Raw genomic sequence first — 22,878 nt, 5'->3', positions numbered from 1 at the left:
ATCAGCGGCAGCCGGTGCGGGCCTTAGCCTTCGTAAACAAACCGGTAGCGGTGCTTGCCGCTTTCAATATCTATGTGCAGCACGCCGCGAATGCCTGCCAGCGCACCTGTGCCTGAACCGGGCACCACTTGCACATTAAGTTCAGATTCACCGCCGTACATAATGCCCAAGTGCATCAAGGTAAAGCTGCCCTCACGCCCGTCAAGCCTGCCCTCGAACTCCTCCAGAGCCACATAGCCTGCAGCGCCATCTTCGGTTCGCTTGCTGAGCATCTGGCCCTTGCCGCAACCGATCAGCGCGCCCGAGTATTGCTTTTCAATTAACACGCGCCCCACCGGCACCGGGTCATCCATTTGTGGCACAAGCTCAACTGAAAATTCACCACTGACTTCTTTCATGTAATGCCTCTGTATTTGGGTCTAAATTTTGAAAAAGAGATGCCTGTCGACTGCTAGTCTGACAGCAGCTTGTTTAAATGTATTACCAATGATTGCGGCGCGCCGGAATAGGCAACCTTGGCATCTTTAAACGCGGGCGGGCCAAATCTGCCTTGCACATTGTTGCTACTGCCAACGGCTTCCGCAGGCAGGCCAAACCAGTGGGTATCAAGGGTGTTGTTAGCGTTCGCATCATAAAACACGCTTACCGCCAATTCAGGCGGCAAGGGCTCGGTTATGGTGATGGAAAATCGCCCGTCCAGGGCAAGTACCGGCGGCACGGGATAAACTGCCCGCCAGGCGGCTTGCTTGAAATAGGTATCCTTAGAGCCCCAAATACTTACCATCACCTGCCCCTTACCGGCCGTGACACCCACAAATTCAAGGGCTAATTCAGCCCGGGCAAAGGGTGTGTAGAGCGTTGCTGCTACAAACAAACACCGCACCGCTGACAACACCGCGGTTCGTGCGGGCTTTCTGCGTAGTCGCACAAAAAAATCCGGGCCACCTGGCATCACAAACTGCCTACCCACAAACAACGCAACCCTCGTTTATCGGGTAATGGGCCGGGCATGCACACCTGACCATCTTGGTATGAAGCCGGTGAGGCAGCCTTGGGGCTGTAAGGGTTTATCAGTTCATCGACATCACGATGTAATGAATGAACTTGATTAAACAGGGAAATTTTTACATCCAGGTCATGAACCCGTGCGATGTACTCATCGAACTCGGGGCCGTCTTGTAACAGCTTGTGCCCTAGGTAATTTAGCCAGCTACTCGTTTCGGGCTGGGGCACCACACCGGTCTCCATCACCTTGGCGAAACCCTCAGGGCTTAGCAGCGCCAAACGTTCCATGCGGGCATAAATGGGAATCAGCGCATTTAAGGTCATGTTGGGTTTAAACAACCAGCGGCTCACGAAGCCCGGCATATTGCCGCCACTTTGCAATAATTCCGGATGGCCATCCATTTCCTGAGCCAGGTTGTGAACCAATGCAAATTCACGAGCCACAACAGGGTGAAAACGCTTAGCCTGCTCACCCAGAGGGTCTAGCATCACGGTATTGCGCTCACTCTCTTGCAATACCGCACTGTAAACATCAATGGCGTCTGACAACATCGCAACAAACACCATACGACCAATCAGATTATCTTGCAGAGCCAGGTGTCTGTGCAGTTTTTCTATGAACGTGCCAAGCGCATGTGTGCTTTGCTCAACACGCCCGGCTTTCGCGGTTGTTAGCGCGTTAATCAAGGCGAGTCGATTGGCGGCCATCAAATACTGATAGGGCGGAAATACCTCATTGGCAAGGGGCTTCGCTAGCGTGATGTATTCGTCGTATGACAGAAATTTCTCAAACCTGCCCAGCAAGACGTCATAGCCTTGAAGCAGGGCCGCACCCTTGTCTGAGCTTGTAATCAAGCTCTTTATGCAATCACCGGTATAGGTGGCGCAAAACGCTGTAAAATCCGGCATGGGCAAGTTAACGCCGGCTGGAAACGGCTGGATGTCGTAATCGGCGTCGCGATCACGCTTTCGCGACTCAGCCAGTGCCCAGCGCCCGGCCTCAACAGGGTCTGCTGCAGCCGCAGCATTCATGCCCAACAAAAATAAATAGACCTCGCTTTCACCCGCAGGGTTCAAACTACTCAAATACTCTGCAGCGTTTTCCACAATACGGGCTTCATAGCAATATCCTATCTCTTCACGCGGTATGCATTGCACTCAGCACACAGGTGATAATCAGTGCACCCATTAAATTAATAATGAGGCCTTCGCGCGCCATGCGCGCCACACTCACCTCTCCTGTGCCAAACACAATGGCGTTGGGCGCTGTTGCCACTGGCAACATAAACGCACAGCTGGCCGACAATGCCGCAGGCAACATCAACAATAACGGATCAACCTGTGCGCCAATGGCGGCGGCGGCCAGTATGGGCATTAGCAGCGTGGTGGTTGCGGTGTTGCTGGTGATTTCTGTCAGAAATGTCACCGTGAGCGCCACACACAAAATTAACAGCCATACAGGCAAGTGGGCCAAGGCGCCCAGCTTTGCACCAATGGCGGCAGACAAACCCGTTGCAGTGAAGGCGCTGGCCAGTGCGATACCGCCAGCAAATAAAATTAATACGCCCCAATGAATTTGGCTTGCGTGCTCCCAATCCAATAGCCGCCCGCCCTCCCCGTCTGGCAGCATGGCCAATACAATCACGGCCGCAAATGCCACCGCGGCGTAATTGGCGGTGGGCACATCCAGCCAGGCGCGCCAGCCGCCGGCAGGTTCTGTGAGAGTCATCCACGCAAGTGCCGTTAGCGCAAACACCCACAGCACACGCTTTTCTGCCGGGCGCCAGGCCTCGGTGGCCGGCAAACTGAGCTGGCTGCCCTTGGATAAATTGCGCATTAGCCACCAGGCAGCAGCCGGCAAGAGCAAGGCCACCACGGGCAGTGCCATCATCATCCAGCCCAAAAATGAAATGTGATTGCCGGTGTTATCGGCATAAACCTGCAGAAAAATCACATTGGGCGGCGTGCCAATGGGTGTGCCCAAGCCGCCAATACTGCCGGCGTAGGCAATGCCCAACAGCAGCGGAATTGAAAACTGCTTATCGTGCGCGCGCTCTATCACCGCCAGTGCCACGGGCAATAGCATCAGTACCGTGGCGGTGTTGGAAATCCACATGGAAAGCAGTGCGCTTGCCAACATAAAGCCGAACACCAAACGCCGATAACTGCGCCCGCCACACAAACGCACCATGGCCATCGCCAGGCGTTGGTGGGCACCGCTTTTTTCCATGGCTTTGGATAGCATGGCACCGCCTGCTAACAAAAGTATCAGCGGCGAGCCATAGGCTGCGGCCACTTGCTTGCCATCTAATATGCCCAACAGTGGAAACAACCCCAGCGGTATCAGCGAGGTAATGGGAATAGGTATGGGCTCAAACACCCACCACAAGCCGCACACTACCGTCAGGCCTGCGGTCATACAGGCGGTGTTTTGCCAGCCATATAAATGCATGACATAACCCACAGCCAGGCCAAGCAGCGGGGCCAGCCATAACAGTTGTGTTCGAAAGTGCGCCATTGGGTTAATCATCCTTGCAGCGATTTTATTATTGTATTGCGCGCGCTATTTATCAGCGCCTGCCTCTGCCTGCCAGAATTGCTTGGCAACCCGGGCACTGTGAGACGCCCTATCGAGTGCAAACTGGCGCGCTTTTTGGTGTAGCGCATCGCGCGCGCTTTGCGAAATTTTTTGGCCGCGCACATCAAACAGGTGGTCTACCACGGCAAAATAGTCATCCCAACCAATCGGGTAAAAACTGAGCTGTAGCCCGAAGCGATCAGCTAACGACAGCTTTTCTTCAATGGCATCGCCCAAGTGCAGCTCGCCACCGTGAATGGCCACTGCGCGATTATCTTCACTGTGCTCTGGCATTAAATGGCGTCGATTGCTGGTAGCGTAGATCAACACATTTTCCGGCGGCAGTTCAATGGAGCCCTCAAGCACACTTTTTAAATGTTTGTAGCCGCTCTCGCCTGCGTCAAAAGAGAGATCATCGCAAAAAATTATAAAGCGCTGGGGCAATTCACGCAGGTCATCAACAATATCGGGCAAATCTGCAAGGTCGTCTTTATCAACCTCTATTACCCGCAGGCCACGGCCTGCAAAACCATTGAGCAAGGCTTTAATCAAGCTCGATTTGCCGGTGCCGCGCGCGCCCCACAACAGCGCATTGTTGCAAGGCGCACCCTTCACAAAGCGCTCGGTGTTGGCCACCAGTGCACACTTTTGCCTTTCAATGCCGAGCAGGTCGTCCAGTGTGATGGCATCCAGCCTGGCCACAGGGCGCAAGATGTTGCGCCGCGCGCGCCACACGGCGGCAACACTGGTTGACCAATCAATACCGGAACTAGACCTTGCGTTCATTGGGCCTCCGTTTTGCCTCGGTTTCGGGTGCTAGTTTGTGGCCAATATTTCCTTAAGGGCGCTGATTAACGCCTCCATATCCGATTGTGCGCCAATGCTGATGCGCAGGTAATCACCAATGCGGGGTTTATCGAAGTAGCGCACAATAATTGAACGCGCGCGCAGTGCTTCAAACACGGCCTTGGCACTCTGGCGCGTGGGTTTGGCAAACACAAAATTGGCCTTTGAGGGCAGCAGTTCAAAATCCAGCTGCTGCAGTTCGGCCACGGTGTAGGCGCGCGTGTTGATCACCTGTTGGCAAGTGTATTTAAAGTATTCGTCATCTTTAAACGCAGCCACGGCGGCCACTTCGGCCAACCGGTCTATGGGGTAGGAATTAAAGCTGTTTTTTACCCGCACCAGCGCTTCAATCAGCCCCGGGTTACCAAGGGCATAGCCCAGACGCAAACCCGCCAGCGAGCGGGATTTTGACGTGGTTTGCACCACCAGCAGGTTATCGAATTCGTTAATGAGCGACACCGCCGATTCCGCGCCGAAATCCACATAGGCCTCATCTACCAGCACCACCGAATCGCGATTGCGCACAAGTAATGCGCGGATTTCCGCAAGGCCCAGCGCCATGCCCGTGGGTGCATTGGGGTTTGGGAAAATAATGCCGCCGTTGGGTGTGCTGTAATCGTTCAGCACCAGGCTGAAATCTTCACGCAGGGGAATGGGATTAGCGGCAATACCGTATAAATTGCAGTACACAGGGTAAAAGCTGTAGCTGATGTCCGGGTACAACAAGGGCTCTGGCTGTTGGAAAAAGGCGTAAAACGCGTGCGCCAATACTTCATCCGAGCCATTGCCCACAAATACCTGATTGGCCTCAACGCCAAAATGCGCAGCAATGGTATCTACCAGCGCTTGCGAGTTTGGATCCGGGTACAAGCGCAACCGATCCACTTCACCGGCAGTCAACGCCTGATGCACCGCCGATGATGGCGGGAAGGCGTTTTCATTGGTATTGAGCTTGATAAGCCTTTGCGCCTTGGGTTGCTCGCCTGGCACATAGGGCTCCAAGCGGGTAACGGCGTTGCTCCAGAGTCTGCGGGTATCGGTCATGGCGATGCGTCTGCCTGTGTGATGGTTGTGGGCCGAGTGCGGCCTAAAGGGCGCACAAAGCGCGCAGTATATCGCAAGCCAAAGGCCCTGTGGCGCACAGGCCGCGGCTGGGTATACTGCAACCTTTATGAACTGCGCAGGCTAAAGCGCGATACAACCACACAACCCAAAAGGATGCGGGCTCATGCCGTTTTTTATTCTGGCCATTTTTATACAGGTACTGCTGGTAGTACACGTGATTAAAACCGGGCGCGACAGCACCTGGATCTGGGTACTGCTCATGGCCCCGTTAATTGGCGGGCTGGCCTACCTGATAGTGGAGCTGCTGCCCGGCTTGCGCCGCTCATCTGGCGCTCAAAAACTCGCCAAAAAAGTGCGCGACACCACAGACCCAAACCGCAACCTGCGCACTGCCCACAACAATTTGCGTAAAAACGGCACAGTGCAAAACCTCATTACCATGGCCGAAGAATGCATGGAAAAAGGCCTCTTTGAGGAGGCCGCAGGCTTTTACCAGCGCGCACTCACAGGCCAATACCAGCAAGACCCGAATATTCTTGAGGGCCTGGCACGGGCGCAATTTGGCGCAGGCCACTATGACCAGGCGCGCACCACACTTGAAAGCCTGATAAACGCAAACCCGGATTACCGCTCAAAAATTGGCCATGTACTCTACGCCCGAAGCCTGTACGCGCTGGGTGAATTTGACGATGCCTTCAAAGAGTTCAGCGCACTCAATGCCTACCACGCCACGGCGCTGGTGAAATACCACCTGGGCGAGCTGCTGATGCAACAACACCGCCCCACCGATGCCCTGGCGGCCTTTCGCAGTGCCGTTGAAGAAGAAAACGATTGGGACCCAACCGGCACCCCAGATAAACCCTGGCAAGATAAAGCCCGCGCCCGCATTCAAAACCTCACCACCCATTAAGCGCTGCGGGCACCAGGCGATGGCAAGCACTTTGACAGCCGGAAAATGTGGGCACAGGGCGCTCATGCCGCGCGCCCACGGCCTTTTACAACAAAAATTATTGCGCTAAGCAGCCCTACAACTGGCTATAGGCCTCACCCAGCGCCTGCATGGCGCTGCGCAATTGATGGTCTGCCAGGTAGGGCGCCGGGCCAAAGCGCAGTGCTGCACCGCGGGCATCGGTGAATACGCCCTGCTTTACCATTAACTCACTTAGTTGCATGGCCCTTGGGGTTTGTACCACCAAAAAACCCGCCCGCTCAGAGAGCGCCAGTGCGTGGTCTAGGTTTATTTCGGCCTCGGGCAAATTCAGTGCCTCAAACGCCGTTGCCAGTACGGCAATCTGGTGCTGGCTGATCTGGCGCAGCAAGGCAGGTGTGAGCCCTTGCTCTTCAAAAAACGCAAACACCCGCGCGGCGCGGTAGTGGCTGGTTGGATCATAGGTAGAGCCCGCAAAACGCGCGCCGCCTTTGCCGTAGTGCACTTCGTTGTCGGGTTGCTCGGCCAGCAAATCGAACTCTGCATACCAGCCGGTATTCACCGGGCGCAATTCGCAATTGGGTGGCACGCGCAAGAAGCAGTTGCCCTCGCCCAGTTGGCAGTACTTGTAGCCACCGCCCACAATAAAGGCGTTATCTAACCCCAGTGCGTGCACGCTTACCGGCAACACGTTCAGCGAGTGATACATGTCTACCAATAAGTGCACCCCGTGAAAATCGCACTGCTGGGCCACGGCGTGAAAACCTTCCACTATGCGCGCAGAGTTAAAAAACACCTGCGAAACCATCACCGCCGCGGTTTTTTTGTTTACCACTTTGGCCAGCCGCTCACTGAAGGTATTGGCCGGGTATTGGGGCACCACCACTAACTCTACGCCCTCTTCTTTTAACCGGGTAAGCTGGCGGCGCAAGGTGTGAAACTCGCCATCGCTTGTAACAATGCGCGGGCGCGCGGATAAATCGAGCGCGGAAATAAAGCGCATCACCAACTCATGGGTGTTTTGCGCCAGTGCAAGCTCCGCATCTGGCTCGCCCAGCAAACGCCGAAAGCCCTTGCGCACGGCCTCGGCCTGTTCCATGGCCCGGGCCCACTTGTGATCCACATGCAAGGCTGCATCCTGCCAGGCCTGGGTGTGTGCGCCGAGCGAGCAGTCAGGCCAGGCCTGGTGGGAGTGGCCGGTGAGCAGCAGGCGCTCGCCCACCCGAAACTGGGAATAGTGCGCAGCCAAAGGGTTATTGGCGGCTTTCAGATCTGCAATAGTAATAGTCATACAAGCATTCTCACAGGCGGTAGCGAATGTTCCAGAGGTCTGGGTATAAAGGCGCGAACAAGGTTGAGCGCAAATATTCCGCGCCGCTTGAGCCACCGGTGCCGGGCTTCATGCCAATGGTGCGCTCTACCATTTTTACGTGCCGGTAGCGCCACTCTTGCAAACCTTCATCTATGTCTACCAAGGCTTCCATAATTTCCGAAAGCAGCGGTTCGTTGCGATAAATCTGGATCAGCAGCTCTTGCAGGTCTGAATCGGGTCGCACGGATTCAGTGACATCGCGCTGCATAACATCCATAGGCACGGCGAAACCGCGGCGCGATAAAAACGCCAGAAATGCATCCCACAAGGTGGGCGCCGCCAACCGCGCCAAAAGGCGCTCGCGCTCTTTACTGCCTTGCGGGTAGGGCGACAGTTTGGCCGGGTTTTTCATGCCCAATAGAAATTCAAGCTCGCGGAACTGGAAAGATTGAAAACCCGAGGCGGTATCCAAAAACTCGCGAAACGATGAAAACTCTAAAGGTGAAAGGGTTTCAAGAATATCCACCTGCTGCACCAGGGTTTTAAATATGGTGCGCACTCGCTTTAAAGTATGCAGGCAGCGGTAGCGCTCGTCTTCGGCAAACAATACCACCAGGTGATCCAGTTCGTGCAAGAGTTGCTTGAACCACAGCTCATAGGCCTGGTGAATGGTAATAAACAGCAATTCATCGTGCTCGGGGCCTGTGGATTTTGGCTCTTGCAGGCTGATTAATTCGTTGACCTTTAAATAGTCGCCGTAGGTTAACGCCATGGAAAACTCGCTTGGTGTCTGGTTTAAAAAAAGCTGCTGGTTTGATCCAGCGGTAATTTTTCGATGTTAGGCACTTTGGTGCCTGCCTTGGGGTAGCCCACCACCAGTAAAATATAGGGCCGCTCGTCAGTTGGGCGCTTTAAAATGGTATTCAGAAATTTCATGGGGCTTGGGGTATGGGTGAGCGTGGCCAGGCCCGCCATGTGCAGGGCGCTTATCAGCATGCCCGTGGCAATACCAACTGATTCACTGGTGTAGTAATTTTTGTGTTTGCCGCCATCATGGCCTGAGTTAAATTTTTGCAGAAAAATACCAATCAACACAGGCGCGGTTTCCAAAAACGGCTTTTGATCATCGGTACCCAGGGGCGCCAAATCCGCCAGCCACTCCTCACTTGCCCGGCGCTCGTAAAACTCGCGCTCCTCGGCCTCGGCGGCAATGCGAATTTCGCGTTTGACGGCGGGGCTGGTTACCACAGCAAAGTGCCAGGGCTGCTTGTTGGCGCCACTGGGGGCCGTACCGGCGGTGCGGAGCGCCTCGTGAATCACCTCCATGGGTACCGGGTCTGGCGCAAAATCACGCACACTGCGCCGGCGCCTCATCCTCTGATAGAATGCGCGGGCCTCTTGGCACATGGCATCTTCGGGCAAGCGTTCAAATTCCAGTGGAATAAAAGCTTCTGCATTCATTGGAGGCTCCTGTGCGCTGGCGGCACTAACGCGTAATTCACCCGCACTCACGGGTTTTCATTATTGTAGGTGTGTGGTGCAGGCCCGGGCCCATAGGCGCCAAGCCGATCACCGGCCCGGCCGCTGCCCGACGATGATTGCATGATAAGGTTACATATGAAACCATTGTGCTCCCCGATTGGCAACCACAATCACGGCTGCTTTATAACATGACCACAGAAAAAGACGACGCAACCCAGCTGCAGCTGGCAGACTTTCTGCCCTACAAGCTCTCCATACTGGCAAACCGCATTTCCTATGCCATTGCCGAGGCCTATTCCAGCCGCTTCCACCTGACCATTCCCGCATGGCGGGTTATGGCGGTATTGGGGCTTGAGGATAACCTCACCGCGGCCGATCTGGTAACCCGCACCGCCATGGATAAAGTGGCCATAAGCCGTGCGGTGGCAAGCCTTTTGGATATGGCCTGTATTCACCGCGAGCTAGACCCAGACGATCGCCGCCGCTCGCTGTTAACCCTTACCCCCAAAGGGCGCGACATCTACCAGCGCATCATTCCGCTGGCACGCTGCTACGAGCAAGATCTGCTCAACCAGCTCAGCGAAGAAGACCAGCGCGCGCTCAAGCAGATTACCAACAAACTTATGAAACGCGTAAACCAGTGGGAAAAGCACAACGTGAACCCCGCAAGCCTCCAGGAGACCCAAGATGTTTGAAGTATTGACCGCGCTCCCCGCCGACCCCATTTTGGGCCTTTCGGCCGCCTACAAGGCAGATACCAACCCCAACAAAGTTGACCTGGGCGTAGGCGTTTACAAAGACGAGCAAGGCAATACGCCGGTGCTTAAGGCCGTGAAACAGGCAGAGGTGGAGTATCACAATCGCGAAACCACCAAGGCCTATATTGGCCCGCCGGGTTCAGCCGAGGCCAACACCCTGCTGCAGGCACTGATTTTTGGGGCAGATCACCCGGCCGTGGCCGCCGATCGCGTGCGCACCATTCAAACACCGGGCGGTTGCGGCTCACTGCGCAGCGCCGCCGAGCTGATTAAAAAGGCCAACCCCGCCGCCACCATTTGGGTATCAGACCCAACCTGGGCCAACCACATTCCATTGCTGGGCGGTGCGGGCCTTTCGATCAAAACCTACCCCTACTACGATCACACCACCAAGCGCGTGAACTTCGCCGCCATGATGGACACCTTAAAAACCGTGCCCAAGGGCGATTTGGTGTTACTGCACGGCTGCTGCCACAACCCTTGCGGCGCCGATTTAAGCCAGGATCAATGGCAGGCCATTGCCGAGCTCGCTGTTCAAAACGGTTTCACGCCCTTTATCGACATGGCCTATCAGGGCTTTGGCGAAGGCCTGGATCAAGATGCCTACGGCATTCGCCTGATGGCCAACACAGTGCCGGAGCTGCTGGTTTCCAGCTCGTGTTCTAAAAATTTCGGCCTGTACCGCGAGCGCGCCGGTGCCCTCTCGATTGTGTATGCCAGCCCCGCAGACGCCAACAAAGGCCAAAGCAACCTGTTTGCCCTGGTGCGCGGTATCTACTCCATGCCACCCAATCACGGCAGCGCCATTGTTGAAACCATTTTGGGCAGCCCGAACCTTACCGCCACCTGGCACAAAGAGCTGGCCGAAATGCGCGAGCGCATTAAATCCCTGCGCGCCCTGCTTAACCAGAAACTGCAGGAAAAAGGTGCCGAAGGCGATTTCAGTTTTATTGAGCGCCAATCGGGCATGTTTTCATTTTTGGGCATTAACCAAGCGCAAGTGCACAGTCTGGTGAACGACTACAGCATTTATTTGGTAGACTCCAGCCGCATCAATATTGCCGGCATTAGCCTGGCCAACGTGGATTACCTGGCGCAATCTATTGTCGCCGTGTTGAAAAAATAAGGATTTAGATGAAACCCTGGAGCCCGGACAGCTGGCGTTCAAAACCCATTCACCAGCAGCCCACCTACCCCGACGCGGCCGCGCTGGCGGCCGTTGAACAACAACTCGCCAAAATGCCACCACTGGTATTTGCCCAGGAAGCGCGCGATCTGCAAGATCAGCTGGCGCGCGCCGCCCATGGCGAGGCGTTTTTGCTCCAGGGCGGCGACTGCGCTGAAAGTTTTTCGGATTTTTCCGCCAACAGCATTCGCGACACCTTCAAAGTGCTGCTGCAGATGGCCGTGGTGCTCACCTACTCGGGCCGCAAGCCCGTGGTTAAAGTGGCGCGCATGGCGGGCCAGTTTGCCAAGCCGCGCTCGTCGGATACCGAAACCCAAGCGGGCATCACCCTGCCTGCCTACCGGGGCGACATCGTCAACGAGCTTGAATTTACCGAAGCTGCGCGCATGCCAGATCCAAAGCGCATGTTGCAGGCCTACCACCAATCCACGGCCACCTTGAACCTGGTGCGCGCTTTTGCCACGGGCGGGCTTGCAGATTTACACAAGGTAAACCAGTGGAACCTGGATTTTGCCGAGGCCAATCCGCTGCGCGAGCGCTACCTGGAAGTGGCCGAGCGCATTCAGGATGCACTGGCGTTTATGGAAGTGTGCGGTGTGAATTCAGACAACACGCCACCGCTGCACGCCACCGCGCTTTACACTTCGCACGAGGCGTTGCTGCTTAATTACGAACAGGCGCTCACCCGCCAAGACAGCCTCACCGGCAACTGGTACAACTGCTCTGCGCACATGCTGTGGATTGGCGAACGCACCCGCCAGCTGGATGCAGCGCACATTGAATTCTTCCGCGGTATTCACAACCCCATTGGCGTAAAAGTGGGCCCGGGCATGCAGCCCGATGAACTCATTGCGCTCATTGATGCACTCAACCCCAACAACATTGCCGGGCGCCTTACACTCATTACCCGCATGGGTGCCAGTACGCTGGCCGATAAACTGCCGCAACTTGCCCAAGCGGTTAAGGCCCACGGGCGCCAGGTGGTGTGGTCGTCAGATCCAATGCACGGCAACACCGTGAAAGCCAGCAGTGGCTATAAAACCCGCTCCTTCGACGACATTCTCACAGAGATAAACTGTTTCTTTGATGTGTTGCGCGCAGAGGGCCAAGAGCCCGGCGGCATTCACCTGGAGATGACCGGCCAACACGTCACCGAGTGTACCGGCGGCGCTTATCAAATCAGCGAGGCCGATTTGGCCAACTGCTACCGCACCCAGTGTGACCCGCGCCTGAATGGCGATCAGGTGTTGGAAATGGCGTTTTGCATTGCAGAAAAACTGCGCATATAAATATTTAGCGGTTAAAAAAACGCCTCACTTTGTGAGGCGTTTTTCGTTACCGCTTATGCCCACCGCTTGAAAATCAAACTGGTATTAATGCCGCCAAAGGCAAAGTTATTAGACATCACATACTCGGTATCAATGGCGCGCATCTGGTTCTGAATATAATCGAGCTCGGCACATTCCGGATCTTTGTTCAGTAAATTCACCGTGGGGTGAAATTCCCCCTGGTTCATTTGATGAATTGCCGCCCAGGCCTCAATGGCACCACAAGCGCCCAAGGTGTGGCCGGTGTAGCTTTTCATAGAACTAATAGGTATGCGCGCACCAAACACCCGGTGTGTGGCGGCAGATTCAGCCACGTCACCGCGATCGGTGGCGGTGCCGTGGGCAGATACATAGCCCACGGCCTCGGGCGCGAGCCCCGCATCTTGCAAGGCCAGACGCATGGCCACTTCCATGGTGTCTGAATTGGGTTGGGTAACGTGTGAGCCGTCGGCGTTGGTGCCAAAGCCCACCACCTCGGCGTAAATTTTCGCGCCGCGCGCGCGCGCAGATTCCAGCTCTTCGAGAATCAAGGTACCGGCACCCTCACCGATCACCAGGCCATCGCGGTCGCGATCAAAAGGGCGAGGGGAAAGCCCGGGGGTGTCGTTTTTCACGCTGGTGGCAAACAGGGTATCGAACACCGCCGCCTGGGTTGCGCACAACTCTTCAGCACCGCCGGCCACCATAAATCGCTGTTGGCCATTGCGCACGGCTTCATAGGCGTAGCCAATACCTTGGCTGCCGGAGGTACAGGCGCTGGATGTGGTGTACACCCGGCCTTTTAAACCAAAAAACACGCCCACATTCACAGGCGCTGTGTGGGCCATCATTTTAATGTAGGAGTTGGCATTCAGCCCGCCGGTATCTTCTTCTATGAGCATGCGGCCAAAGTCCACAAAGGCGCTGGTGCTGCCGCTGGAAGAGCCATAGGCCACGCCCATATCGCCCTGGGTAATGCAAGGGTCGCCCAATAGGCCCGCCTGCTCTAGGGCAAGCTCGGTGACGCGGGTGGCCATCACCGCCACCCGGCCCATACTGCGAATGGCTTTGCGGTTGTAATGGGCGGGCTTGTCAAAATCTGCCGGCCCACCCAAGCGGGTGTTCAGGCCTTGGTACTTATCCCACTCGTGCATATAGCGAATGCCCGAGCGCCCCTCGGCCAGACGCGCGTGCACGCTTTGCCAATCGCTACCGATGGGCGAGATTGCCTGTAAACCTGTAACTACAACCCGCTTCATTAACACAACCCGCCGTTGACCGAGATCACCTGACGGGTGATGTAACCTGCATCTTCAGACATTAAAAAATCCACCGCCGCAGCCACTTCCTGCACCTGACCCAGGCGCTGGGCCGGAATCATTTTCAGGGCGTGCTCGGCCACTTCTTCATTTACCATTTCCGTTTCAATCAAACCCGGCGCCACACAATTTACGGTGATTTTGCGCTTGGCAAGCTCCAGCGCCAGCGCCTTAGTGGCACCAATCAGGCCCGCCTTGGCGGCCGAATAATTTACCTGCCCGCGATTGCCCATCACGCCAGACACCGACGACATCACCACAATGCGCCCGGGCTTGCGACGGCGCACCATGGGCATGGTAAGCGGCTGCAAGACATTGTAAAAACCATCGAGGTTGGTGTGCACCACGGCGTCCCAATCTTCTTCGGTCATGGCCGGAAAGGCGGTATCGCGATTGACGCCTGCATTGCACACCACGCCGTAGTAGGCACCGTGGGCCTCTACATCGGCCAATAAAATTTCGCGCACCCGGGCGCGATCGGCGATATCAAATTGCACAATGCGTGCACGCTGGCCTAAAGATTCAACATGGGCTTTTACCTGCTCGCACTCGGCGCGCCCGGAGCGGCAGTGCAGCACCAAATCAAAACCCGATTGCGCCAGACGCTTGGCAATGGCCGCGCCAATGCCCCGGCTTGCGCCCGTAACTAATACCGTGTTGGACATAAACTCTTGTACCCGTTAAACCTTAGCCTAGGCCTGCGCTAAAAATTGCGCCGCATCCTCTGGCTGAAATACATTTAAATTTGCCTCAAGCTTTGCCGTGTGCGAGCGGATCTGGCATTCAAATACGCTCAGGCCGTTGTCGCCCTGCACCAGCTCTTGCACGTGCACCCAGAGGGTTTCACCCGGCGCAAAGTGCGCCACATTGCTTTGGTAGCGGCGCGTGCCCACCAGAAAACCCAATTGCACCCTTTCACCCCGGGCAAGCGCTGCGTGGCCTGCAAAGGCGGCAATGGACTGGGCCATATACTCAATGCCCACGTGGGCTGGCACACCCTCGGGCCCGGCAAATACGCTGTCTGGGTTGAGCGTCACCTTGGCCAGTAACTCGCCCTCGCCAATGCGCACCACCTCATCCAACAAGCTCATGGGCTTGGCGTGGGGCACCAGATCCGGCAGCGGCCAGCGTGGCGGCTCGCCTGCCACGCCCTCAATAAATGTGGCCAAATTATCCATATCAACCCTTAGTTCGAAACCCGCGACAATAACAACGCAATGTTGTTGCCGCCAAAAGCGAAGGATGTGCTCATGGCATGCACGCAGGCTGCGTGCGTGCCCGGGCGCACCAAATTCAAGGCGGGCAAGGCGCTGTCTGCCTGGCCATCCCAATGATGTGGCGGCAGCTCACCGGTTTGCAGCGCCAGCACGCACAGGCCCGCCTCAAGGGCACCGGCGGCCCCCAGTGTATGGCCCGTAAAAGGCTTGGTGGAACTGCAGGGCAATGCCTCGGGGAACACCCGGGCGACGGCGTGGGCCTCCATTTTATCATTGAGCTCCGTGGCCGTTCCATGCAAATTCAGGTAGCCCACATCGCCCGGGGCGAGCCTCGCATCGGCCAGCGCTGCACGCAGGGCTTGCTCGGCGCCTGCGCCTTGTGGGTCTGGCGCGGAGATGTGGTGGGCATCGGAGCTTTCGCCCACGCCTGTGACGGCAATCTCGGCGGGCGTGCGCGATAACAAAAACAGCGCCGCCGCCTCGCCGATATTAATGCCTGCGCGGTTAGCACTCATGGGGTTGCAAGGCGCATCAGATATGGCATCGAGCGCCGAAAAGCCCTGCACCGTAAGCCCGCACAAGGCATCTGCCCCGCCCGCGATCACCCAATCCACCACGCCTGCCTGCAGCAATCGGCGGCCAGCGGCAATGGCCTTGGCGCCAGAAGTACAGGCTGTAGAAAGTGTATAGGCCGGCCCACTGATACCAAGCTCACTGGCCAAAAAGCGCGCCGGTGCGGCGATTTGCTGGCGCTCATACAGGGGCACCGTATCGGCACCGGGGGCGAAATCTGCCTCGTTGTCGCCAATACCCGAGGTGGAGGTGCCAATGATCACCGCCACCCGCGCCGGATCAACAGCAAGGCGCGCCCAGTGCCCGGCCAGCTGCAACCAGGCAGACCACAGCAGCTGGTTGTTGCGGCTTTGGGCGGCCTTGGGGCTGTGCGATAAATCCGGCAGCGCGCAGTTAACCACGCCCAGCGGGCGCACTTGCGCAGGGCTGTAGGCCCGGGTTTCGCTCAGCTTTGGCGCACGGGCAAGCGCCTGGCGGTGGGCTTCCAGGCCTGTGCCCATGGCTGAGGTTAAACCCAGTGCGTGAATGTAAACCGTTTGACTCATACTCAATCTGCACCCGCAGCGGGCGCGCTCACTTCAGACGCCGACAGCGTATCAATTTTCATTTGGTAATGCTCAAAGTGCGACAGCCGCACACTGGCAGGCCAGGCGCCCTGCACAAAATGGTACTTAATCTGCAGGCCTTCGGGGTTGGTGATCACCCGCGTGTTGGCGGTGGTTTGCAAGCCCCAGCCTGCGGCCTGCAGCGCTTGGCGAACGTCGGTTTCCGGCCAATAGGCCCACTGCAGCTCGCGCACAAAGCGCTCGCCCGAAAAACCACCGGGCAAGGGCACCTGGTGTTCGCTGTGCAATTGCTGGCCATCGTAGCGCAGGCTAAAGAGCTTGCGCCCTTGGGCCGTTAGGCCCACCACCTGCAACGCCTGTGCATCCACAGACCACACCACCAATAGATTGCGCCGCCCAGCCTGGCTATCAATGGCGAGCTGCTGGCTCACCTGCAACGTGTGCCCCAGCGCCGAGGGGGCCAAGAGCGCGGGCACAGGTTCAGCAGGTGCACGCGTAAGCTGGCAGCCACTGGCCACGAGTATCAACGCGCACAATATCAGCCGGGCCTTGCGCACTAGCCTTGCTCCTGCAGGCGCACCATTTGGGCCAACACATCCAGGCGGCGCTCACTTTCTGCCACAAAGGGATTGCTCATGTCCCAAGCGTAGCCTGCCAAAATCGAACAGATCATGCGGCGAATTTTTTCGTTTTGATCGCGGGCAAAAATAATGTCCTGGAAGCGGCCGTCGTACCAGGCGTTTACGTAGGCGCGAAAGCAATCAACCCCTGCGCGCAGGGGCTTTTCATATTCAGCTTGCCAATCTACCCCGGCACCGGAAAGCTCCCGATCAACCGCGGCCACCGCCAACTGTGCCGATTTCATTGCAATGGTGACACCGCTTGAGAAAACCGGGTCTAAAAATTCACCCGCGTTGCCCAACAGCGCAAAACCCGCACCGGATAACTGCGATACATCGGCGGCGTAGCCCACAATCTGGCGCGCCTCCATGGTGTATTTTGCGCGCGCTAACAGTTGGCGCAAATTGGGCGCGGCCGCCACCAGGGCTTTCAGCTTTTCAGTGTGATCGCCAGGCATTGCCGCCAACACCGATTCCTCTGCCACTACCCCCAGCGAGCAGCGCCCGCCAGCAAAGGGAATAAGCCAGTACCACACATCGCAAAATTCTGGGTGCACGGTGATCAAAATTTTATTGCGATCAAATTCGCCATCTTCTATGCCGTCTTCAATATGGCAAAACAAGGAGGCGCGCACAGGAAAGCTGCTGGGTTTATCGAGCTTGAGCAGCCTTGGCAATACGCGGGCGAAGCCGCTGGCATCTAACACAAAGCGCGCAGACAGCACCGAGTGATTGCCGGCACTGTCGCGAAGTTCAAGCTCGCTCACCTGGCCTTTGCGCTGGAAAGCCAGCACTTCGTGGCGGTACTTTACCAGCGCACCGCGGCGGGCGGCTGCTTCAATTAACAGGTGGTCAAAGCGTGCTCGCTCTACCTGAAAGGTGGTACCGGGGCCTTTGCTGAATTTATCCTGAAAATCGAAGGCGGTATCTGCGCCCTGCCGATGAAAAGCCGCGCCATTTTTAAACTGGAAACCGGCCTGCTCGATCACCTCGGCAAGGCCCGCCTCCTGCAAAAATGCCATGCATTGGGGCAACAGGCTTTCACCAATGGAAAAGCGCGGAAACTCTGCGCGCTCAACCACGGCCACTTTATAGCCCCTGTCTAACAACATTGCCGCCGCCACACTGCCCGAGGGCCCGGCACCAATAATCGCCACATCCACATTCGTCATTGCAATTGCCCTTGGCCGCGCGCCTTAAGATCGTTCATATAAAATATTGTAAAGTTAATAACCCGGCCGAATGCCTGTTAATGCTGCTCGCCCATAGCACGCACGCCTTTGTACACACAGGGGATACCAAGCCACACCAACGCCAAGCCGCACAACACCGTTACGCCAAAAAAGTGCAGCACCGGCGTATTGCTAAGCGCCAATAAGCCAAAGGAAATGCCGCTGGTTACTACCGACAAACTGGTGGCCTGCCACACCTGTGCCACATCACTTGCCCGCCACAAAAAAATACAGCTGTCAAAACCAATACCCAGCACCAACAACAGCGCCAGGCAATGAAATAAGGTGAGCGACTGGCCATAGGCCAAGCCCATAGCCACCAGCACCACAGCAACCACCGGCACCGCCAATAGCGGCAACGCAGCAACGCCCAAGCGCCACACTAGCAAGCCCAAAACCAGCACTATGGCGGCCGCCGTCCAGAGTTGCAGTTGCAACCGGTAATGCCCCAAAAGCTCGCCAATCATGGCCGGGCGATCCACATAGTGCACCTGCGCGTTATGTAACGCCGCAAGCGGCGCCACATCGTTTACCTGCTGCAAAGCCACAATGGCAAAGTGATGGCCATCGCGCTCAAAATACCACTGGGGTTGCGCCATGGTGGCACGCCATGTTGCCAAATCCAGTGGTGCACTGGCGTCTTTAAATGCTGCTAAGGCCTCGCCAAAAAGTGAGGGCGCCCCAAGCGATGCATAAAACGCCGGGCCAAATTCGGTGAGTAATTTTTCATAGTGCGCGCGGTTGGCAGCTTGTTCGCCAAGGGCCGGGCGCCAATCGTGCAGCGATTGAAAACCGCCGATTACCCCCGCATCCACCAAGTTTTGCAGTGCTGAGCTAAGGCCGAGTAATTGTTCATCAAGTGCGGCTTCGGTTTGCGCGACTACCAAAAAAAACCGGCCTTGGCCTGTGCGCTCAAATAATTGCTGGAATGTCTGCTCTTGTTTTATCAATGCCTGCGGTGAGGTTTGCAAGCTGGTTAACCGGTCGTCACCAGGCAGTTGCCAAAACACGAGTAACGCCCCCACAAGCACGCCCAGAACCAATGCCCGCGGCAAGGCAAGCGGCGGGCACCTGCGCCAAAACAATAAAACCCAATGTAACAACGCGCGCGGCTGTACCTTATGCTTAGGCAGCAGCGGCAACCACACACAGGTGCTTAGCCAGGCGCCCAGTAACCCCACGCAGGAAAATAACGCCATTTGCTGCAAGCCCGGAAACGGCAACGCGCCTTGAATACCGTAGGCCAGCAAGCTGGTAACCAAACCCAATACAAGCGCAGGCATGAGTTTACCCATGGGCTCGCCATTGTTGAGCGCCATGCGCGCGTGTATGCCGTAATCAATGGCAACACCAATAAGCGATGCACCAAAGGCCAGCGTAATCAAATGCAGCGATTCAAACCACCACACACTCGCGGCCATCGCGGCCAGCACACCGGCACCCACGCAGGTCAAAAGCGCAAGTACCGAGCGCACGCCCAAACTCGCACCCAAAAGCAATAACACACCAACGAGCGACCCGACACCCACGGTTGAAATTTCTTGCTTGGCCATGCGCGCGCCGTATGCCGCATGCACCACCAGGCCCGAGCTTAGCAAGTGCACACCCGCGGGCAATTCTGCGTGCAACGCATCCAGTTGATCGGCCAAATCACCCTGTGCGCGCGCATCAAAGGCACTGCCAACAATGCGAAAACGCAGCAGCCGGTATACCCGTGTATCGCCATATAAAGTAGGCCAACCGCCTACCCACTGCACCGGCGACTGGGCGGCCAGTGATTGCAAATAGCGCTGGAACAACCAAAACGGATCGTCTACCGCCTGAAAGCCCGCCCCCATGGGTGAATAGAGCTGACGGCGGGCAGCTTGCACAAGCTGCTCGGGAGAACTTGCAAGTCGCGCGCGATCTTCAGGGGCCAATAAAAAATAGCGGTAGGGAAAGTAAGCCTCTGCCAATGCCTTGGCCTGGCCTTGTTCAAAGGCTTGCACCTGGCGTTCGTTCGAGGCAAGCCTTGCTTGCACCTGCCCCGCCCAATGGGCGCTTTGGGCTTCGGTTTCTGCACCCACCAACACCAGCAACTCGCGATCTACCAGCTGTGTTAAATGGGCGTTGGCCTGTGCTGCACGCTGATGGGCGATATCCTGCTGCTGTTCAACGGGCAGCAAGCTTAACAGCGATGCATCGAAGCGATAATCTGCAAGGCGCACGCACAGCAACACTGCGGCTGCGACCAACAGCAGCGCCCAGCTTGCAGCCATAATTAATCGCGCCTTTGGTTTCACTGTGCAGGGCTCAAGCTTATCTCGGTACGATCACCCGAAGCCTCAGTAAACGCGAGGCCCGTGACCGTTGCACACCCGTTAACGTGAACCTGAGTGATGTGGGCGGCCAGTAGCGCATCAACCGGCTGCAACGCCAGTTGCCAGCAACCGGGCGCGGGCTCTGAAACATTTTTTACGCGAAACAAATGCGCCATGGCATCAACATCACCTGCCACCAGGCTCAACATAACCTGAGCCAAGGTTGCCACCATGGGCTGGGCCTGGGCGTCTGCCTGCCACACTTGTATACCCTCTTCCCAATGGGACACTTCGGTGGGTGTAATGCGCAGCTCACTTGCAAAAGGCGTGCGGGTTTGCCAGCGCAGCACTGATTGCACAATGGCAAAACGGCCTTCGGAATGTAATGGCAGTGGCAAGCCGGCAATGTGCTTAACCTGTGTAAATTCGCCCTCGGTCAACGGCTGCGCCAGGTGGCCCGCCACGCGCGCCCAGGCATCGGCTTGCGCGAGCGGGCTGCAAAGCAGGCAGCACAGCACAACGCAAACCCGCGTTAACAGGCCCGTCAATTGCGCGCGTGGAGTCATTGCGGCTGCCCTTGCGATGTTGCAGGCGGCAACCAGGGCGCCAGTTTTTCGGCCAGCACAGGCGGTGAGACAAATTGCATTTCACCGGTGGCAATGGCCACGGCCACCTGCACTGTGTGGCCATAGGTTGTGCGCAAGCCTTGCGCGTTATGCACCGCATATTCAATGCGCAAACGGTTTTCCCACTCCACCAACGCGGCGCTCACCGTAAGGCACTCGGCAAATTTCGCCGGCGCCGGGTAGCGCACAGCCAGATCGATCACAGGCCAGGCATAGCCGCTGTCGCGCATTTCGCGGTAGTTGTAGGCAAGCTTATCCAACAGCGCACAGCGCGCAATTTCAAAATACTTTACATAGTGGCCATGCCAGGCCACATCCATGATATCCACATCGTGAAAAGGCACCTTCACTTCGGCGCTGGCAGTCACGAGTGCGGGCGCTTTACGCTTGGCCATAGCAGGTAAACTTCCGCGTTTCGATGGCATGGCAAAGCGCGCGCAATTCATACTCCAGTGCGCGGTCTTCTTCAATAAAAGCGCTGTACTCGCGCACATCGGCCACCAATTGATGCAGCGAGCCAGACACGCCTTCGGGTGCAATATCGCCCTGGGCAAAACGCAACTCCAAGCCTTGGCACATGGCCAGCAGTGCACCGGCTGCCACTTGTTCTGTTAGGGTAATCACCCGCAGGCAATCGCGCGCGGCAATGGTGCCCATACTGACTTTGTCTTGATTGTGGCATTCGGTTGAGCGTGAAAACACACTGGCGGGCATGGTGAGCTTGAGCGCTTCGGCAGTCCAGGCGCTGGCACCAATTTGCACGGCTTTCAAACCGTGGTTAATGGCCCGGCGCTCGCCTTTGGCGCCCGATAGATTTGCGGGCAAACCGTGGTTAAATTTTGGATCTACCACCATGGCCATCTGCCGGTCGAGCAAATCTGCCACATTGGCTACGGCGTTTTTAAGGCTGTCCATGGCGAAGGCGATGTGACCGCCATAGAAGTGGCCGCCGTGCAGTACGTGCTCGCCGGGGCCGTCGATAATGGGGTTATCGTTGGCGGAGTTAATTTCGTTTTCAATGAGCTGGCGCATAAACGGCAGCGCATCTTGTAGCACGCCGATTACGTGGGGGGCACAGCGCAGGGAGTAGCGATCTTGCAGACGTTGCGGGTTGCGCGGCGGCTCGCCTGCATGTAAATCCTCACGCAGCCAGCTGGCAATTTGCTGCTGACCCGGGTGCGGTTTTACGCTGAATAAAATTTCGTCGAAGTGGTGCGCGTTGCCTTTGCTGGCCAGTGTGGCCAGCGCGGTAATGCGGGTGGCCAATTGTGCCAGATACTCGGCGCGCTTGTAGGCAAGCGAGGCGATGGCGGTCATCACCGCGGTGCCATTCATGATGGCCAGGCCCTCTTTCGGGCGCAGTGTTAGGGGCGTGATGTTAAGCTCATCAAACACCTCAGCCGTTGGGCGCCGCTGGCCACGGTGGAAAACTTCACGCTCGCCACACAATACGGCAGCCACATAAGAAAGCGGCGTTAAATCACCACTGGCACCCACAGAGCCCTCTTGCGGTATGAGCGGCACTATGTCGTGGGTGATGAGCCGGGTGAGCTGCTCAAGCAATTGCACACTCACGCCCGACACCCCCTGACACAAAGACTGCAGGCGCACCGCCAGTACCGCGCGCGCTGCGGGCACCGGCAATAATTCACCTAAACCACAGCCATGAAAGGTGTAGAGGTGTTGCGGTAAATCTTTCACAAGCTCCGTGGGAATGGTCACCGTGCAAGAGTCGCCGTAGCCTGTAGTCACGCCGTAAATATTGCCTTCTTCTGCGAGCAGGCGATCCAGAAAATCGCTGCCGGCTTTTATTTTTTGTAAAAATTCCGGCGCCTCTGAAAGCGCCACTGCCTCACCTTGGGCAACGGCTACGATGTCTTCAATGGTTTTGGCGTTGTGGTCGAACGTGATCATGAAAGTTTCCAGTTAATTGCACTTGGCGTTTACCACGCCAAGTA

23 protein-coding genes are annotated in these 22,878 nt (G+C 56.8%); 4 read left to right on the top strand and 19 right to left on the bottom strand.

Annotation, left to right across the window (positions count from 1 at the left end):
• Nucleotides 1-23: 23 nt before the first annotated feature.
• From L1F30_RS04170 to hisC, 6 genes are all read right to left on the bottom strand, one after another.
• Nucleotides 24-398 (bottom strand): DUF3224 domain-containing protein, encoded by a 375-nt coding sequence (locus L1F30_RS04170; protein WP_253359779.1) that lies wholly within the window; start codon nucleotides 396-398, stop codon nucleotides 24-26.
• A 53-nt stretch (nucleotides 399-451) separates the two neighbouring features.
• Entirely contained in the window at nucleotides 452-874 is a 423-nt protein-coding gene (locus L1F30_RS04165) for a DUF2141 domain-containing protein (RefSeq protein WP_253359778.1), read from the bottom strand.
• A gap of 77 nt (nucleotides 875-951) precedes the next feature.
• Entirely contained in the window at nucleotides 952-2,091 is a 1,140-nt protein-coding gene (locus L1F30_RS04160) for a hypothetical protein (RefSeq protein ID WP_253359776.1), read from the bottom strand.
• Between the two features lie 52 nt (nucleotides 2,092-2,143).
• On the bottom strand, nucleotides 2,144-3,523 hold the full coding sequence (locus L1F30_RS04155; RefSeq protein ID WP_253359774.1) for a DASS family sodium-coupled anion symporter: 1,380 nt from the start codon (nucleotides 3,521-3,523) through the stop codon (nucleotides 2,144-2,146).
• Between the two features lie 45 nt (nucleotides 3,524-3,568).
• Nucleotides 3,569-4,369: an ATP-binding protein gene (locus tag L1F30_RS04150; RefSeq protein ID WP_253359772.1), complete on the bottom strand. Its 801-nt coding sequence runs from the start codon at nucleotides 4,367-4,369 to the stop codon at nucleotides 3,569-3,571.
• A gap of 30 nt (nucleotides 4,370-4,399) precedes the next feature.
• Complete coding sequence (hisC, locus tag L1F30_RS04145; RefSeq protein WP_253359771.1) at nucleotides 4,400-5,473, bottom strand: histidinol-phosphate transaminase; 1,074 nt, start codon at nucleotides 5,471-5,473, stop codon at nucleotides 4,400-4,402.
• 184 nt (nucleotides 5,474-5,657) lie between these two features.
• Here hisC and L1F30_RS04140 point away from each other — a divergent pair, with 184 nt between their 5' ends.
• The gene (locus L1F30_RS04140) at nucleotides 5,658-6,404 is read left to right on the top strand and encodes a tetratricopeptide repeat protein (protein WP_253359769.1); all 747 of its coding nucleotides are present in this window, start codon (nucleotides 5,658-5,660) and stop codon (nucleotides 6,402-6,404) included.
• 115 nt (nucleotides 6,405-6,519) lie between these two features.
• Here L1F30_RS04140 and L1F30_RS04135 read toward each other — a convergent pair whose 3' ends face one another.
• The 3 genes from L1F30_RS04135 to L1F30_RS04125 are packed head-to-tail and all read right to left on the bottom strand — an operon-like array spanning nucleotide 6,520 to nucleotide 9,195.
• Complete coding sequence (locus tag L1F30_RS04135; RefSeq protein WP_253359767.1) at nucleotides 6,520-7,713, bottom strand: aminotransferase class V-fold PLP-dependent enzyme; 1,194 nt, start codon at nucleotides 7,711-7,713, stop codon at nucleotides 6,520-6,522.
• A 10-nt stretch (nucleotides 7,714-7,723) separates the two neighbouring features.
• Nucleotides 7,724-8,506, bottom strand: coding sequence for a tryptophan 2,3-dioxygenase (locus tag L1F30_RS04130; RefSeq protein ID WP_253359765.1), 783 nt, complete (start codon nucleotides 8,504-8,506; stop codon nucleotides 7,724-7,726).
• A gap of 23 nt (nucleotides 8,507-8,529) precedes the next feature.
• Nucleotides 8,530-9,195: a nitroreductase family protein gene (locus tag L1F30_RS04125; protein ID WP_253359763.1), complete on the bottom strand. Its 666-nt coding sequence runs from the start codon at nucleotides 9,193-9,195 to the stop codon at nucleotides 8,530-8,532.
• Between the two features lie 209 nt (nucleotides 9,196-9,404).
• On the opposite strand from L1F30_RS04125, the gene L1F30_RS04120 reads away from it, so the two are divergent.
• Genes L1F30_RS04120 through L1F30_RS04110 form a run of 3 tightly spaced genes read left to right on the top strand, consistent with a single transcriptional unit; the run spans nucleotide 9,405 to nucleotide 12,449 of the window.
• Nucleotides 9,405-9,911 carry a MarR family winged helix-turn-helix transcriptional regulator gene (locus L1F30_RS04120; RefSeq protein WP_253359761.1) on the top strand — a complete coding sequence of 169 codons (507 nt, stop codon included), beginning with the start codon at nucleotides 9,405-9,407 and terminating at the stop codon, nucleotides 9,909-9,911.
• Nucleotides 9,904-11,100: an amino acid aminotransferase gene (locus L1F30_RS04115; protein ID WP_253359759.1), complete on the top strand. Its 1,197-nt coding sequence runs from the start codon at nucleotides 9,904-9,906 to the stop codon at nucleotides 11,098-11,100. Before L1F30_RS04120 ends, L1F30_RS04115 begins: the two co-directional genes overlap by 8 nt.
• Before the next feature lie 8 nt (nucleotides 11,101-11,108).
• Nucleotides 11,109-12,449 (top strand): class II 3-deoxy-7-phosphoheptulonate synthase, encoded by a 1,341-nt coding sequence (locus L1F30_RS04110; RefSeq protein ID WP_253359757.1) that lies wholly within the window; start codon nucleotides 11,109-11,111, stop codon nucleotides 12,447-12,449.
• A 53-nt stretch (nucleotides 12,450-12,502) separates the two neighbouring features.
• Here the strand turns inward: L1F30_RS04110 and L1F30_RS04105 are convergent, their stop codons facing one another.
• The 10 genes from L1F30_RS04105 to hutH all read right to left on the bottom strand — a co-directional run bounded on the left by L1F30_RS04105 (nucleotide 12,503) and on the right by hutH (nucleotide 22,834).
• Nucleotides 12,503-13,726, bottom strand: coding sequence for a beta-ketoacyl-ACP synthase (locus tag L1F30_RS04105; RefSeq protein ID WP_253359755.1), 1,224 nt, complete (start codon nucleotides 13,724-13,726; stop codon nucleotides 12,503-12,505).
• Nucleotides 13,726-14,451, bottom strand: a complete 726-nt coding sequence (locus L1F30_RS04100; protein ID WP_253359753.1) for a 3-ketoacyl-ACP reductase FabG2 — start codon at nucleotides 14,449-14,451, stop codon at nucleotides 13,726-13,728. Before L1F30_RS04100 ends, L1F30_RS04105 begins: the two co-directional genes overlap by 1 nt.
• A gap of 27 nt (nucleotides 14,452-14,478) precedes the next feature.
• Entirely contained in the window at nucleotides 14,479-14,964 is a 486-nt protein-coding gene (locus L1F30_RS04095) for a hypothetical protein (protein ID WP_253359745.1), read from the bottom strand.
• An 8-nt stretch (nucleotides 14,965-14,972) separates the two neighbouring features.
• Nucleotides 14,973-16,121: a beta-ketoacyl-ACP synthase gene (locus L1F30_RS04090; RefSeq protein WP_253359743.1), complete on the bottom strand. Its 1,149-nt coding sequence runs from the start codon at nucleotides 16,119-16,121 to the stop codon at nucleotides 14,973-14,975.
• Nucleotides 16,122-16,123: 2 nt separating this feature from the next.
• Entirely contained in the window at nucleotides 16,124-16,699 is a 576-nt protein-coding gene (locus tag L1F30_RS04085; protein ID WP_253359741.1) for a DUF3261 domain-containing protein, read from the bottom strand.
• On the bottom strand, nucleotides 16,699-17,934 hold the full coding sequence (locus L1F30_RS04080) for an NAD(P)/FAD-dependent oxidoreductase (protein ID WP_253359739.1): 1,236 nt from the start codon (nucleotides 17,932-17,934) through the stop codon (nucleotides 16,699-16,701). Before L1F30_RS04080 ends, L1F30_RS04085 begins: the two co-directional genes overlap by 1 nt.
• Before the next feature lie 77 nt (nucleotides 17,935-18,011).
• Nucleotides 18,012-20,252 (bottom strand): MMPL family transporter, encoded by a 2,241-nt coding sequence (locus tag L1F30_RS04075; RefSeq protein WP_253359737.1) that lies wholly within the window; start codon nucleotides 20,250-20,252, stop codon nucleotides 18,012-18,014.
• Between the two features lie 20 nt (nucleotides 20,253-20,272).
• A complete protein-coding gene (locus tag L1F30_RS04070) occupies nucleotides 20,273-20,860 on the bottom strand; it encodes an outer membrane lipoprotein carrier protein LolA (protein WP_253359735.1) in 588 nt (195 codons plus the stop codon).
• Complete coding sequence (locus L1F30_RS04065; RefSeq protein ID WP_253359733.1) at nucleotides 20,857-21,315, bottom strand: thioesterase family protein; 459 nt, start codon at nucleotides 21,313-21,315, stop codon at nucleotides 20,857-20,859. Before L1F30_RS04065 ends, L1F30_RS04070 begins: the two co-directional genes overlap by 4 nt.
• Complete coding sequence (gene hutH, locus L1F30_RS04060; RefSeq protein ID WP_253359731.1) at nucleotides 21,302-22,834, bottom strand: histidine ammonia-lyase; 1,533 nt, start codon at nucleotides 22,832-22,834, stop codon at nucleotides 21,302-21,304. The genes L1F30_RS04065 and hutH overlap by 14 nt, the downstream gene beginning before the upstream one ends.
• Nucleotides 22,835-22,878 lie beyond the last annotated feature (44 nt).

The organism is Simiduia sp. 21SJ11W-1 (assembly GCF_024138675.1).
GTDB lineage: Bacteria > Pseudomonadota > Gammaproteobacteria > Pseudomonadales > Cellvibrionaceae > Simiduia.
The sequence above is the reverse complement of the archived record's forward strand: the minus strand, read 5'-3'. Positions and strand labels throughout refer to the sequence as shown.

Bases quoted from the DNA above. Each gene is read 5' to 3' on its own strand.
- L1F30_RS04170 (WP_253359779.1), bottom strand. From the start codon at position 398: ATGAAAGAAGTCAGTGGTGAATTTTCAGTTGAGCTTGTGCCACAAATG.
- L1F30_RS04155 (WP_253359774.1), bottom strand. From the start codon at position 3,523: ATGGCGCACTTTCGAACACAACTGTTATGGCTGGCCCCGCTGCTTGGC.
- L1F30_RS04150 (WP_253359772.1), bottom strand. From the start codon at position 4,369: ATGAACGCAAGGTCTAGTTCCGGTATTGATTGGTCAACCAGTGTTGCC.
- hisC (WP_253359771.1), bottom strand. From the start codon at position 5,473: ATGACCGATACCCGCAGACTCTGGAGCAACGCCGTTACCCGCTTGGAG.
- L1F30_RS04140 (WP_253359769.1), top strand. From the start codon at position 5,658: ATGCCGTTTTTTATTCTGGCCATTTTTATACAGGTACTGCTGGTAGTA.
- L1F30_RS04135 (WP_253359767.1), bottom strand. From the start codon at position 7,713: ATGACTATTACTATTGCAGATCTGAAAGCCGCCAATAACCCTTTGGCT.
- L1F30_RS04130 (WP_253359765.1), bottom strand. From the start codon at position 8,506: ATGGCGTTAACCTACGGCGACTATTTAAAGGTCAACGAATTAATCAGC.
- L1F30_RS04125 (WP_253359763.1), bottom strand. From the start codon at position 9,195: ATGAATGCAGAAGCTTTTATTCCACTGGAATTTGAACGCTTGCCCGAA.
- L1F30_RS04120 (WP_253359761.1), top strand. From the start codon at position 9,405: ATGACCACAGAAAAAGACGACGCAACCCAGCTGCAGCTGGCAGACTTT.
- L1F30_RS04115 (WP_253359759.1), top strand. From the start codon at position 9,904: ATGTTTGAAGTATTGACCGCGCTCCCCGCCGACCCCATTTTGGGCCTT.
- L1F30_RS04110 (WP_253359757.1), top strand. From the start codon at position 11,109: ATGAAACCCTGGAGCCCGGACAGCTGGCGTTCAAAACCCATTCACCAG.
- L1F30_RS04105 (WP_253359755.1), bottom strand. From the start codon at position 13,726: ATGAAGCGGGTTGTAGTTACAGGTTTACAGGCAATCTCGCCCATCGGT.
- L1F30_RS04100 (WP_253359753.1), bottom strand. From the start codon at position 14,451: ATGTCCAACACGGTATTAGTTACGGGCGCAAGCCGGGGCATTGGCGCG.
- L1F30_RS04095 (WP_253359745.1), bottom strand. From the start codon at position 14,964: ATGGATAATTTGGCCACATTTATTGAGGGCGTGGCAGGCGAGCCGCCA.
- L1F30_RS04090 (WP_253359743.1), bottom strand. From the start codon at position 16,121: ATGAGTCAAACGGTTTACATTCACGCACTGGGTTTAACCTCAGCCATG.
- L1F30_RS04080 (WP_253359739.1), bottom strand. From the start codon at position 17,934: ATGACGAATGTGGATGTGGCGATTATTGGTGCCGGGCCCTCGGGCAGT.
- L1F30_RS04075 (WP_253359737.1), bottom strand. From the start codon at position 20,252: ATGGCTGCAAGCTGGGCGCTGCTGTTGGTCGCAGCCGCAGTGTTGCTG.
- L1F30_RS04070 (WP_253359735.1), bottom strand. From the start codon at position 20,860: ATGACTCCACGCGCGCAATTGACGGGCCTGTTAACGCGGGTTTGCGTT.
- L1F30_RS04065 (WP_253359733.1), bottom strand. From the start codon at position 21,315: ATGGCCAAGCGTAAAGCGCCCGCACTCGTGACTGCCAGCGCCGAAGTG.
- hutH (WP_253359731.1), bottom strand. From the start codon at position 22,834: ATGATCACGTTCGACCACAACGCCAAAACCATTGAAGACATCGTAGCC.